General features: G+C 60.3%; 12 protein-coding genes. 6 read left to right on the forward strand and 6 right to left on the reverse strand.

Annotated features, from left to right (window positions below; all coding sequences use genetic code 11):
- Positions 1–7: 7 nt before the first annotated feature.
- The 4 genes from bioC to bioB form a co-directional block, all read right to left on the reverse strand.
- Positions 8–817, reverse strand: coding sequence for a malonyl-ACP O-methyltransferase BioC (bioC, locus tag CKW23_RS22360; protein ID WP_025262203.1), 810 nt, complete (start codon positions 815–817; stop codon positions 8–10).
- Complete coding sequence (locus tag CKW23_RS22365) at positions 810–1541, reverse strand: alpha/beta fold hydrolase (protein ID WP_025262204.1); 732 nt, start codon at positions 1539–1541, stop codon at positions 810–812. The genes bioC and CKW23_RS22365 overlap by 8 nt, the downstream gene beginning before the upstream one ends.
- Positions 1534–2724 (reverse strand): 8-amino-7-oxononanoate synthase, encoded by a 1191-nt coding sequence (gene bioF / locus CKW23_RS22370; RefSeq protein WP_025262205.1) that lies wholly within the window; start codon positions 2722–2724, stop codon positions 1534–1536. The genes CKW23_RS22365 and bioF overlap by 8 nt, the downstream gene beginning before the upstream one ends.
- A gap of 66 nt (positions 2725–2790) precedes the next feature.
- Positions 2791–3849, reverse strand: a complete 1059-nt coding sequence (gene bioB / locus CKW23_RS22375) for a biotin synthase BioB (RefSeq protein ID WP_025262206.1) — start codon at positions 3847–3849, stop codon at positions 2791–2793.
- Positions 3850–3941: 92 nt separating this feature from the next.
- Here bioB and CKW23_RS22380 point away from each other — a divergent pair, with 92 nt between their 5' ends.
- From CKW23_RS22380 to rarD, 5 genes are all read left to right on the forward strand, one after another.
- Positions 3942–4676 (forward strand): ComF family protein, encoded by a 735-nt coding sequence (locus CKW23_RS22380; RefSeq protein WP_095068363.1) that lies wholly within the window; start codon positions 3942–3944, stop codon positions 4674–4676.
- Between the two features lie 63 nt (positions 4677–4739).
- Positions 4740–5504: a TOBE domain-containing protein gene (locus CKW23_RS22385; protein ID WP_025262208.1), complete on the forward strand. Its 765-nt coding sequence runs from the start codon at positions 4740–4742 to the stop codon at positions 5502–5504.
- A gap of 82 nt (positions 5505–5586) precedes the next feature.
- Positions 5587–7488, forward strand: coding sequence for a PhoX family phosphatase (locus CKW23_RS22390; protein WP_025262209.1), 1902 nt, complete (start codon positions 5587–5589; stop codon positions 7486–7488).
- Positions 7489–7613: 125 nt separating this feature from the next.
- Positions 7614–8588, forward strand: coding sequence for a serine/threonine protein kinase (locus CKW23_RS22395; RefSeq protein ID WP_025262210.1), 975 nt, complete (start codon positions 7614–7616; stop codon positions 8586–8588).
- Positions 8589–8617: 29 nt separating this feature from the next.
- The gene (gene rarD, locus CKW23_RS22400) at positions 8618–9505 is read left to right on the forward strand and encodes an EamA family transporter RarD (protein ID WP_025262211.1); all 888 of its coding nucleotides are present in this window, start codon (positions 8618–8620) and stop codon (positions 9503–9505) included.
- A 231-nt stretch (positions 9506–9736) separates the two neighbouring features.
- Here the strand turns inward: rarD and CKW23_RS22405 are convergent, their stop codons facing one another.
- Entirely contained in the window at positions 9737–10255 is a 519-nt protein-coding gene (locus CKW23_RS22405; protein ID WP_025262212.1) for a glycine cleavage system protein R, read from the reverse strand.
- Between the two features lie 320 nt (positions 10256–10575).
- On the opposite strand from CKW23_RS22405, the gene CKW23_RS22410 reads away from it, so the two are divergent.
- On the forward strand, positions 10576–12750 hold the full coding sequence (locus tag CKW23_RS22410) for a malate synthase G (protein ID WP_095068364.1): 2175 nt from the start codon (positions 10576–10578) through the stop codon (positions 12748–12750).
- 62 nt (positions 12751–12812) lie between these two features.
- Here CKW23_RS22410 and CKW23_RS22415 read toward each other — a convergent pair whose 3' ends face one another.
- Positions 12813–13259: a response regulator gene (locus CKW23_RS22415; protein WP_025262214.1), complete on the reverse strand. Its 447-nt coding sequence runs from the start codon at positions 13257–13259 to the stop codon at positions 12813–12815.
- Positions 13260–13461: the final 202 nt, after the last annotated feature.

Genomic DNA, 13461 nt, shown 5'->3' on the forward strand with positions numbered 1-13461 from the left:
AAGCCCATCAGTTTTTTTCCAGCACCCCATAGACCACTTGATAAGTCGCGGGCAGCCCAGGCTCCTGACGGAACCTTTCGTACGCCTCGACCAAGCCACGAATCCGCGCCCTTCCCGTCAGGCCACCGGGACGTCCGGGATTAAGATTATGCGCGCCCAGCGCTTTAAGCTCATGGGTCAGGCTGCGCACATCCGGGTAATACAACACGTGAGGCCGAACCTCAAGACTGCGCACCCGCAAGCCACTGGCCGCGCACAACTGACGATAGTCATCCCGCTCGCGAAAGCGATTGACGTGCACCAGCCCATCGACGCTCTGCCAGCTTTCCCGAAGCTCCTGCAAAGTGCCGACACACAGACTGGAAAACGCGAATACACCGCCCGGCTGCAAGACCCGGCTGGCTTCACCGAGCACGGCTGCAAAATCCGCACACCATTGCACCGCGAGGCTGGAGAACACCAGTTCGCAACGGTGCGCCTGCAACGGCAGGCGCTCGGCATCGCCAGCCACAAAGTGACGGGCGCCGCCCAAGGGACGGGCATGACGCAACATGCCTTGGGCGATATCCAGTGCAACACCTTCGCTTTGCGGGAAGGCCTGCCCCAGCACCCGGCTGAAATAACCCGTGCCGCACCCCAGATCCAGCCAGCGCGAAGGGCTCAGTGTTTCAGGCAAACGGGCGAACAGTTCATGACCGACTGCGCGCTGCAAATCGGCCACGCTGTCGTAACTGCCGGCAGCCCGGGAAAACGATTCGGCCACCTGACGCTTGTCAGGCAGGCCGCCCGGTAATTTCACGTGAGAAAGATCAGTCATCGCCCGACTCATGCAAGAAGGCCTGGATCGCCGCTGCCACGCCGTGGGGGTTTTCCAGAATGAAGGCATGGCTGGCCTGTTCAATCAGACCCACTTCTATATCAGGCAACAATGCCAGCAGGTCGCCCGCAGCTTCGGCAGGCACGAACGCATCGTGCCCCGCAAACAGATGCAGTTGCGGCCCGCGATAGGTCTGCAAGGCACTGCGGGTATCGAGTTGCCCGAGGACTTTCAGGCCATCGACCAGCGTATTCGTCGACGTCTGTGGCGCTCCGGCCTTGAGCAGCCGTGACAGGCCGCGCGGGTCTTCAGCGCCTTGGGTACACAACAGGCTGAAACGCTTCAAAGTCGCTTCGGAGTCAGCCGAGCAACCGGCCAGAAAGGCCGAGAACTCGCCTTCCGCCATCGCATTGGGCCACGCGCCACGGGTCACGAAACTGGCATTGCTGGCCAGGGTCAGCAGCCCGCAGCAGTCATCGCCGCGTCGTGCCGCCAGCTCCGCAGCCAGCATGCCACCCAGCGACCAGCCGCCCAGCCAGGCACCGGTCGGGATATTGGCGTCCAGTTCGTCGAGCCATTCCTGAACATCACAACTGTCGAGGTCCGGCAACGGCTCGATCTCGACCCGCAAATGCTCGTCAAGCCCGCGCAACGCGGCCGCCAGCGGCTCAAGTGGCGAGACACCAAGGCCCCAACCGGGTAGCAGGATCAAACGATCACGCATGCTCGGACTCCATCGATTCACTTGTGCCCAGCAGCGGGTAACACTGCTCCAGTGCATTCAACAATAGCTGCACTTGGTCGGCACTGTGCGCCGCAGACAACGTCACCCGCAAACGGGCACTGCCAGCAGGTACAGTAGGGGGACGAATCGCCGTGACCAGCAAGCCCCGCTCGCGCAGCATCTGCGACAGGCGCAAGGCGCGCCCCGCATCGCCGATCATGATCGGCTGGATCGGTGTGAAGCTGTCCATCAGTTGCAGACCGATCTGCTCGGCGCCACGTCGAAACTGCTGGATCAAACGCCCCAGATGCTCGCGACGCCAGTGTTCGGTGCGCAGCAGCTCCAGGCTCTTGAGGGTGGCGCAGGCCAGCGCAGGCGGCTGGCTGGTTGTATAAATGTAGGGCCGGGCGAACTGGATCAGGGTTTCGATCAGTTCCTCGCTGCCCGCCACAAAGGCGCCCGACGTACCGAACGACTTGCCCAGCGTGCCCACCAGCACCGGCACCTCTTCGATGCCCAGACCGAAGTGCTCGACAATACCGGCACCTTTGGCACCCAGCGGTCCGAAGCCATGGGCGTCGTCCACCATCAACCAGGCGCCTTTGGTTTTCGCGACTTGTGCCAGCGCGGGCAGGTCGGCGATATCGCCATCCATGCTGAACACGCCATCGGTCACCACCAGCGTATCGCCGACAGCTTTGTCCAGCCGGGCATCAAGGCTCGCCGCATCATTATGCAAGTAGCGGGAAAAGCGCGCACCGCTGAGCAGGCCAGCATCCAGCAATGATGCATGATTGAGCCGGTCTTCCAGCACCGTATCACCCTGCCCCACCAGCGCCGTGACGGCACCGAGGTTGGCCATGTAGCCATTGGAAAACAGTAACGCTCGCGGGCGGCCGGTGAGTTCGGCCAGGGCTTCTTCCAGTTCGTGATGCGGGCCGCTGTGGCCGATCACCAGATGCGATGCGCCGCCACCCACGCCCCAGCGCGATGCGCCCGCCTGCCAGGCAGCGATCACTTCAGGATGATTGGCCAGACCCAGGTAATCGTTGTTGCAGAACGCCAAAAGCGGCTGGCCATCAACCGTTACCTGCGGACCTTGCGGACTTTGCAGCAGCGGGCGCTGGCGATAGAGATGTTCGGCGCGACGGGCTTCAAGGCGCGTGCGGAGATCGAAAGACATGCAAGCCCCGGTCTTCGGAAAAGATGATTCAAACCGGGCCGCTCGCATGCGGCCCAGTCAAGAGGATCAGGCAGACGCCGCGTCGTAGAACATGGCGCTGCTCTTCTGCTCGACCAGCGCCTGCTCGATGGCCGCCTGATGCACTTCATCGGCGTGCTCTTCGCGGGCTTCGGGCTTGATCCCCAGGCGCGAGAACAACAGCATGTCCTTGTCGGCCTGCGGGTTGGCGGTAGTCAGCAATTTCTCGCCGTAGAAAATCGAGTTGGCTCCGGCGAAAAACGCCAGGGCCTGCATCTGTTCGTTCATCGCCTCGCGACCGGCCGACAGGCGGACATGGGACTGCGGCATCAGAATACGAGCCACGGCCAGCATGCGGATGAAGTCGAATGGATCGACTTCCTCAGCGTTCTCCAGCGGCGTACCGGCGACTTTCACCAGCATGTTGATCGGCACCGACTCCGGGTGCTCAGGCAGGTTCGCCAACTGGATCAGCAGCCCGGCCCGGTCATCCAGCGACTCGCCCATGCCCAGAATCCCGCCGGAACAGATCTTCATCCCGGCATCGCGCACATACGCCAGTGTCTGCAGACGCTCGCTGTAGGTGCGGGTGGTGATGATGCTGCCGTAGAACTCCGGCGAGGTGTCCAGGTTGTGGTTGTAGTAATCCAGGCCCGCCTGGGCCAGCGCCTCGGTCTGATCCTGATCCAGACGCCCCAGGGTCATGCAGGTTTCCAGGCCCATGGCTTTGACGCCTTTGACCATTTCCAGCACGTAAGGCATGTCCTTGGCCGATGGGTGCTTCCAGGCTGCGCCCATGCAAAAACGGGTCGAACCGATGGCTTTGGCGCGAGCGGCCTCTTCCAGCACCTTCTGCACTTCCAGCAGCTTTTCTTTCTCAAGACCGGTGTTGTAGTGACCGGATTGCGGGCAGTACTTGCAGTCTTCGGGGCAGGCGCCGGTCTTGATCGACAGCAGGGTGGAAACCTGAACGCGGTTGGCATCGAAGTGAGCGCGGTGCACGGTCTGCGCCTGAAACAGCAGGTCATTGAATGGCTGTACGAACAGCGCCTTGACCTCGGCTAAAGTCCAGTCGTGACGCAGAGTGGCGGTGGTGCTGGCGCTCATCGGGCGGCTCCTTGGTTTTATTCAGGCAGTGCGCCAAGGCGAGGAAAGCCCACAAGCGCTACACGGATGTTCGGCATATTTAAGGAAGAGCCATGCCCTGTCAACCCAATCACAATCAAGAGGTTTACATCTGGTTAAAAAGTAAACATATCTGCTTATTGTGCGATGAATTCAGCGATGCGCCTTTTCCCGTTTGCGTGGCCTGCGAAACCGAGTTGCCCTGGCTTGGGGATCAGTGCCTGCAATGCGCCCTGCCGCTTCCGGCCTCCGGCATGAATTGCGGGCAATGCCTCAAACGACCACCGGCATTCACAGAAGTCATCGCGCCCTGGCTGTACGACTTTCCGGTGGACAGCCTGATTACGCGCTTCAAACACCAGAGCCGGTGGCCCATGGGGCGCTTGCTGGCGGAGCTGGCCGGGCAGTTTCTGCAGCACCGCTTTGAGGAAGGCCTGGCCCGGCCCGATTGCCTGTTGCCCGTTCCACTGGCCACCCGGCGTCTGCGCCAGCGTGGCTACAACCAGGCGGGCATGCTGGCCGGCTGGCTGGGCAAAGCCCTGAATCTGCCTGTGGATGAACGCCAGTTGCTGAGAATTCGCGAGACAACGGCTCAGCAGGACCTGGATGCAAAAAGCCGCAAACGCAATCTGAACGGAGCCTTCAAGGTGGTGGATGCGGCATCGGTGCAAGGCAAGCACCTGGCCTTGGTCGATGATGTACTGACCACAGGCTCCACAGCCGATGTGATTGCCCGCACCTTGCTCAGGAACGGTGCCCGGCGGGTGGATGTCTATTGCCTGGCCAGAACGCCCAGTCCGGAGGGCTGATCAGCTTCTGGACGCCGACTTGTCTTACACTCGCCTTTCCCATCAGCCACCCAATCCGTCGCCATGCCCTTACCGACTCTGCTGACGCAACACATGGTCCGTCGCCCGCAGCGTATCGAGTTGCTGCAACACATCGCCGAGCAAGGCTCCATCACACGTGCCGCCAAAAGCGCAGGCCTGAGTTACAAGGCGACTTGGGATGCCATCGATGAGCTGAACAACCTGGCGCAAAAGCCTTTGGTGGAGCGCAGTGTCGGCGGGCGTGGTGGTGGCGGTGCGAAACTGTCTGCCGAAGGTGAGCGTGTGCTGCGTCTCTATCAGCGATTGCAGGCACTGCAAGCGCAGGTGCTGGAAGCCACCGAAGAAAGCACGGACCTGGACCTGCTCAGTCGCCTGACCCTGCGCACCAGCGCCCGCAACCAGTTACTGGGCCGCATCGTGAGCATCACGCGACATGGGCACAACGACCATATTCGTCTGCAAATGGCCGACGAGGTGTTCATCGAGGCGCAGATTACCCATGACAGCACCCTGCGTCTGGACCTGCAGATCGATACCGATGTCGTCGCTCTCATCAAGGCGGGCTGGCTTGAGCTGTTTCCACACGACCACGAAGAAACAAATGGAAACAATTGCCTGTTCGGGCTGATCGACAGCATTCTCGAAGCCGAAGACGGCCCCTGCGAAGTGCGCATCAATCTGCCTGGAGGCCAGACGCTGTGTGCCTTGACGCCATCTGAGCAGCTTCAGGCTCTGAGCCTGGAAACAGGCAGTCAGGTGCAAGTCCGTTTCGCCCCGTCACGGGTCTTGCTGGGCACACCTTTGTAAGCGGCTGTGTCGTCACTCCTGAGACACAATTTCGTCATATACGGCAATTATCGTGGCTGCCACCTCTGTGGGAGCCGTGATGATGAATCTATTAGAAGAAAATCAATCCACCGACCTCGAAAAGATGGTCGGCCTCACTCGCCGTGGGTTCATCAGCGCAGGCGCCCTGTGCGGTGCCGCGATGTTCCTGGGCGGCAACCTGCTGACCCGTAGCGCACTGGCCAACAGCGTCAGCGCCGCATCGGGCAATCTGCTGGGCTTTGACAGCATTCCGGCAGCCACCGCCGACACCATCAGCCTGCCGCCGGGCTACAAATCCTCGGTTCTCATCAGTTGGGGTCAGCCCTTGCAGGCAGGCGGCCCGGCCTTCGACCCGAGCGGCAAAGGCACCGCCAAGGCACAGGAAGTGCAGTTCGGCGACAACAACGACGGCATGAGCCTGTTCCCGATGCCCGGCCACAAAGACCGGGCGCTGATGGCGATCAACAACGAATACACCAACTATCGCTACCTCTTCGATCACGGCAAGGAGCCGCAATCGGCCGAAGACGTACAGAAGGCACTGGCCGCTGAAGGCGTGTCGGTCATCGAGGTCCAGCAGAAGAACGGCCAGTGGCAGTTCGTGCAGGACTCCAAGTACAACCGCCGCATTCATGGCAACACGCCCATCGACCTGAGCGGCCCCGCTGCCGGTCATGAATGGCTCAAGACCGACGCCGACAAGGCGGGCAAGCATGCCTTGGGCACGTTCCAGAACTGCGCCAACGGCAAGACGCCGTGGGGCACTTACCTGACCTGCGAAGAGAACTTCACCGACTGTTTCGGCAGCAGCAATCCGGAGCAGAAGTTCGATGCGGGCCTCAAGCGTTACGGCGTCGTGGCTGCCAGCAAGGACATCAACTGGCATCAACACGATCCGCGCTTCGATGTGGCCAAGAACCCCAACGAGGTCAACCGTCATGGCTGGGTGGTCGAGATCGACCCGTTCGACCCGAAATCCACGCCAATCAAACGCACCGCGCTGGGCCGCTTCAAGCATGAAAACGCCGCACTGACCGAAACCAAGGGCGGTCGCGTCGTGGTGTACATGGGCGACGACGAGCGTGGCGAGTTCATCTACAAATTCATCAGTCGCGACAAGATAGATCATCACGATCCCAAAGCCAATCGCAACCTGCTGGATCACGGCACCTTGTATGTGGCGCAGTTCGATGGCGGTGACAACAACCCGGATCGTCCGAAAGGCAAAGGCCAGTGGATCGAACTGACCCATGGCAAGAACGGCCTGGATGCCGCAGCCGGTTTCAACAATCAGGCTGAAGTGCTGATTCATGCACGTCTGGCCGCCAGCGTGGTGAAAGCCACACGCATGGACCGCCCGGAATGGATCGTGGTCAGCCCCAAGGATGGTCAGGTCTATTGCACCCTCACCAACAACGCCAAGCGCGGCGATGACGGCCAGCCGGTCGGCGGTCCGAACCCGAGGGCCAAGAACCAGTACGGGCAGATCCTGCGCTGGAAAGAAGCCGAAGATAATGCCTCGGCCATGGAATTCGAGTGGGACTTGTTCGTGGTCGCGGGCAACCCGGTCGTACATGCTGGCAAACCACAAGGCGGGTCGAGCAACGTCAATGCCCAGAACATGTTCAACAGCCCGGACGGCCTGAGCTTCGACGAAGCGGGACGCCTGTGGATACAGACCGACGGCGACTCCAGCAACAAGGGTGACTTCGCTGGCATGGGCAATAACCAGATGCTCTGCGCCGACCCGCACAGCGGTGAAATCCGTCGCTTCCTGGTCGGACCGATCGGTTGCGAAGTAACCGGCATCAGCTTCGCGCCGGACTACAAGACGATGTTCGTGGGTATCCAGCATCCTGGTGAAAACGGCGGCTCCACCTTCCCCGAGCACCAGCCCAACGGCAAGCCCCGCTCTTCGGTGATGGTGATTACCCGTGAAGATGGCGGCATTATCGGCGCCTGATTCCAGCCGAATTTATTCGCGAAAAGCCCCATTCGCGAATAAATTCGCTCCTACGGAAAAACTGCGAGCACTCTGCGTTACCATCTGCAGTCGAACGCGGCGACTTGCTGCGCGCAGGAGTCAGCATGGCCCACCCGTTTGCAACACTCACCCCCGATCTCGTTCTCGACGCCGTAGAAAGTATCGGCTTTCTCAGTGACGCCCGCGTCCTGGCCCTGAACAGTTATGAAAACCGGGTCTATCAAGTAGGTATCGAAGACGAACAGCCCTTGATCGCCAAGTTCTATCGCCCGCAACGGTGGAGCAACGAAGCGATTCTTGAAGAACACAGCTTCACCTTCGAGCTGGCAGAAGTCGAAGTGCCAGTCGTAGCCCCTCTGGTGCATGACGGTAAAACCCTGTTCGAGCACGGTGACTTCCGCTTCACGCTGTTCCCGCGCCGTGGCGGACGAGCCCCGGAGCCGGGCAACCTCGATCAGCTCTATCGCCTGGGCCAGTTGCTGGGACGCATTCATGCAGTGGGCGCAACCCGGCCGTTCGAGCATCGCGAAGCCCTGGCCGTGAAAAACTTCGGCCATGATTCCCTCGACTACCTGCTGAGCAACGATTGCATTCCGCGCAGCCTGCTCCCGGCCTACGAGTCCGTCGCCCGGGACCTGCTCAAGCGTGTCGAGGATGTCTACGCCGCAACACCCCACAACAATATCCGCATCCATGGCGACTGCCACCCGGGCAACATGATGTGCCGTGACGAAATGTTCCACATTGTCGATCTGGACGACTGCCGCATGGGACCCGCCGTACAGGACATCTGGATGATGCTGGCAGGTGATCGTCAGGAATGTCTGGGGCAATTGTCGGAGTTGATGGACGGCTACAACGAATTCCACGACTTCGATCCCGCCGAACTCGCGCTCATCGAGCCGCTGCGCGCCCTGCGCCTGATGCATTACAGCGCCTGGCTGGCGCGACGCTGGGACGATCCGGCCTTCCCCCGCAGCTTTCCCTGGTTCGGCACAGAGCGTTATTGGGGCGACCATATCCTGGCACTGCGCGAGCAGTTGTCGGCCCTGAACGAAGCCCCCCTGAAACTGTTCTGAAAACCTGTTGTTGAGTACAAGGACGCTACATGCAAGCTGCCAACCCACGCCGTGGATACATTCTTGGCTTGAGTGCTTACATCATCTGGGGCCTGTTCCCGATGTACTTCAAACTACTCGCCACCGTTCCCGCCCTTGAGATCATCATTCACAGGGCGATCTGGTCGGCGCTGTTCGGCTCCCTGCTGCTCCTGTTCTGGAAACATCCCGGTTGGTGGCGCGAACTGCGGGAAAACCCGCAACGGCTGGCGGTACTGGCGCTCAGCGGCAGCCTGATAGCCTGCAACTGGATGGTTTATGTCTGGGCGGTGAACAACGGGCGCATGGTCGAGGCCAGCCTGGGTTATTACATCAACCCGCTGGTCAACGTGCTGCTCGGGATGTTGCTGCTGGGCGAACGTCTGCGACGCCTGCAATGGCTGGCGGTGCTGCTGGCCGCCGCCGGAGTTGCCCAGCAAGTCTGGCAGGTCGGCAATCTGCCGTGGGTGTCACTGTTATTGCCACTGACATTCGGCTTCTACGGCCTGATCCGCAAGAAAGCCCCCGTGGCTGCCCTGCCCGGCCTTGTCGTGGAAACCTGGATGCTGGTTCCGCTGGCACTGGCGTGGCTGCTGCTCAATCCCGTGGCACAAACCGCACAGCCTGAGTTCTGGACCACCAGCCAGGCGATATGGCTGGCAGCGGCCGGCCCGGTAACGCTGATCCCATTGGTATGCTTCAACGCCGCCGCCCGCCACTTGCCCTATACCGCACTGGGCTTTCTGCAATACGTCGCGCCGACCCTGGTCCTCGCCCTTGCGGTCCTGCTCTATGGCGAGCACCTGAACACCAGCACCATCATCACCTTCGTCTGCATCTGGGCAGGGCTGGCAATCTACAGCGTCGATGCCTGGCTAAGTCTGCGCCGCCGTCGCTGATCAAAAAACATACAACCCTTTGCAAGCCACGATTCATATGGCCTGCAAAGGGTTCTCCAACGGTTATCCACAGGCAGGTTCACCTTATTTGTGCACAAGCCATTGAAACTGCTGGTTTTTTGATCAAACCCCGCAAAGCCACGTCCACCGTGGCGCACAAGGCCATCTCCCCAGGTTATCCACAGGTGGGTGCACGGTTAACTTGGATAACCTGACCATTCGTACTCCCTCTCAACTCTCCGTCTTCAACACCAACTCCACCATCAGATCGTCCGCCAGGGTTTCGAGCCGGGCCTGCAGATCGTCCAGTGACAGGTTCAGGGGCACGCCCAGTACGGCGTCGGCATGGAACAGCAGTTCACTGCTCATGGGTGCCGGGGTGATGTCGGTGATCAGGCTTTCGACGTTGACGCCCTGCCCGGTCAGCAAGCGGGTGATGTCGCGCACGATGCCGGGTCGGTCATTGCCCACCAGTTGCATGCTGATGGTTTTCCAGGAGCCGAGGGCTTCGGCGGTGCTTTCGGCCAGTTGCACATGAATGCCATGGACCGTCAGCACCCGCAGTGCCTGGATCAACTCATCCTGATTTTCAGCCGGTACACCGACCCGCAGGATGCCGGCGAACTGCCCGGCCATGCGCGACATGCGGCTTTCCAGCCAGTTGCCGCCATGATCGGCGATGCAGTGGGCTATACGCTCGACCTGGCCCGGTTTGTCGGGTGCAACCACAGTGACTACGAGATGATTCACAGGTGACTTCCTCTGCTTTTAAAAAGGTGCCGTCAGACCCCGACGGATGTCGCGAAAGTATAGGCAAGGTTCACGCCGGCACTGCAAAGCGCAGAACGTGTACCGTTTTGATAATTTTCTGGAACAATCGCCGTCATTTTTGAGAACATCCGGGTCGGCAGCGTGACTGGTCGTGAAACTTCAGTCGTTTGGTGACATATTCATCCCCCATCGCTGCTGCTCATGTAGTATTTCGCGGCGCGCACTACATAACATTAAAACCAATAAACAGAGCGCTCCTTGAGTGAGCTCGACCTGCTGAGCAGAGTGAGGCAAGTGCAATGACTGAGTACGTTCAAGTCGGTGACCTGCAGGTCGCCAAAGTCCTGTTCGACTTCGTGCAGAACGAAGCCACCCCAGGAACCGGCATCGATACCACAGCGTTCTGGGCCGGGGCTGACACACTGATCCATGAGCTTGCGCCAAAGAACAGAGCCTTGCTCGCCAAACGTGATGACTTGCAGGCAAGAATCGATGCCTGGCACCAGTCCAATGCCGGACAGGCCCACGACGCCTCGGCTTACAAAGCTTTCCTTCAGGAAATCGGTTATCTGCTGCCAGAAGCGGCGGACTTCCAGATCACGACGCAAAACGTCGATGAAGAAATTGCCACCATGGCAGGCCCGCAACTGGTCGTGCCAGTGATGAACGCCCGCTTCGCCCTCAATGCCTCCAACGCCCGCTGGGGTTCGCTGTACGACGCGCTTTATGGCACCGATGCCATCAGCGAAGAAGGCGGTGCCGAGAAGGGCAAGGGCTACAACAAGGTTCGCGGCGACAAGGTCATTGCCTTCGCCCGCGCCTTCCTGGACGAAGCCGCACCACTGGCGGCCGGCTCCCACGTCGACTCGACGGCTTATAAGCTGATCGATGGCAAACTGGTCATCAGCCTCAAGGGCGGCAGCAATACCGGCCTCAAGGATGACGCACAACTGATCGGCTTCCAGGGCGATCCTTCTGCACCGCTGGCCATTCTGCTCAAGCACAACGGCCTGCATTTCGAGATCCAGCTCGATGCGTCCAGCCCTGTCGGCCTCACCGACCCGGCAGGCGTGAAAGACATCCTGATGGAAGCCGCGCTGACCACCATCATGGACTGCGAAGACTCCATCGCCGCAGTCGATGCCGACGACAAGGTCGTGGTGTATCGCAACTGGCTGGGCCTGATGAAAGGTGACCTGTCCGAAGAAGTGGCCAAGGGTGGCGAAACCTTTACCCGTACCATGAACCCGGATCGCGTCTACACCACGCCCGAAGGCAACGACGTCACACTTCATGGCCGCTCGCTGCTGTTCATCCGCAACGTGGGTCACCTGATGACCATCGACGCCATTCTGGACAAACACGGCAACGAAGTGCCAGAAGGCATCCTGGACGGCCTGCTGACCAGTCTTGCCGCGATTCACAACCTCAAGGGCAATACGTCGCGCAGCAACAGCCGCAGCGGTTCCGTGTACATCGTCAAACCGAAAATGCATGGCCCGGAAGAAGCAGCATTCACCAACGAACTGTTCGGCCGTGTCGAGCAGGTCCTGGGCTTGCCGCGCAACACGCTGAAAGTCGGGATCATGGACGAAGAGCGCCGCACCACGGTCAACCTCAAGGCCTGTATCCAGGCGGCGAGCGAGCGTGTGGTGTTCATCAACACCGGTTTTCTGGACCGCACGGGCGACGAGATCCATACCTCCATGGAAGCAGGCCCGGTCGTTCGCAAGGCGCAGATGAAGGCCGAGAAGTGGATCGGAGCCTACGAGAACTCCAACGTCGATATCGGCCTCAAGTGTGGCCTGCAAGGCCGGGCTCAGATCGGCAAGGGCATGTGGGCCATGCCGGACCTGATGGCCGCGATGCTGGAACAGAAAATCGCCCATCCGCTGGCGGGTGCAAACACCGCCTGGGTGCCTTCGCCTACCGCAGCCGCCCTGCACGCCTTGCACTATCACAAGGTCGACGTGTTCGCCCGTCAGGCCGAACTGACGCAACGGGTGCCCGCCTCGGTGGACGACATCCTTACCATCCCGCTGGCCCCACAGGTCAAGTGGACGCCGGAAGAGATTCGCAACGAGCTGGACAACAATGCCCAGGGCATTCTTGGCTACGTCGTGCGCTGGATCGACCAGGGCGTGGGTTGCTCGAAAGTGCCGGACATCAATGACATCGGCCTGATGGAAGACCGCGCCACACTGCGCATCTCCAGCCAGCACATGGCCAACTGGCTGCGCCATGGCGTGGTCACCGAAGCGCAGGTACTGGAAAGCCTCAAGCGTATGGCACCGGTGGTGGATCGCCAGAATGCCAACGACCCGCTATACCGCCCGCTGGCCCCGGATTTCGATAGCAATATCGCGTTCCAGGCCGCCGTCGAACTGGTGATAGAAGGCACAAAGCAGCCTAACGGTTACACCGAGCCGGTGCTGCATCGCCGTCGTCGGGAGTTCAAGGCTCAAAACAGGTAGTGGTTTTCGCGACTGAAGTCGCTCCTGCACATGTGGGAGCGAATTCAGTCGCGAACCGGAACTCAGGTCATCCCCAGCTCACGCTTCACCAACCGTACAAGCTGCTTGGTATTGAGCGGCTTGAGCAGGAAGTCCACCACACTCAAATGCATGGCATCGATGGCATCGCGCACGTTGGCGTCGCCTGAAACGATGATGATCGGCAAAGCCGCGCGTTCGGAGTCGCGGACCTGGCGGATGAGGTCCAGCCCGTCACAAGGCGCCATGCGCAGATCGGTGATCAGTAGGCCTATGGACTGACGGGTTTCAAGCAGCTCCATGGCGCTGTTGCCGCCACCAGCCGTCAAGCAACTGATGTCATTGAGACTAAGAATTTCTGCCAGCAACTCCCGGGCGTCGCTGTCGTCATCGACGATCAGCACACGTTGCGGCAAGTCACGATTGGACTGGAGCATGACCTCTGTAAGGGCGTCGCGCTCTTCATCGCTCAAGATGTCGTGGTCACTCATTCCCGCCTCATCATTCCCTGGACTAATTCCTACAGCAGATCAGGTTAAACCTGCAGCGCACTTTACGGGCCTCCCAGCCGGGTATTCGAGCGCGATCCCATGCGTTCGTTAAAACAGCTCTACACAAACCTGTGCATCAGGGCACTACCTGTCAGCGTAAGACTTACGTCCAATGGGCACTGCGGCCCAAGCGGTCGACCAT

The sequence above is a fragment of the Pseudomonas sp. Irchel 3A18 genome, assembly GCF_900187465.1.
Classification (GTDB): Bacteria; Pseudomonadota; Gammaproteobacteria; order Pseudomonadales; family Pseudomonadaceae; genus Aquipseudomonas; species Aquipseudomonas cichorii.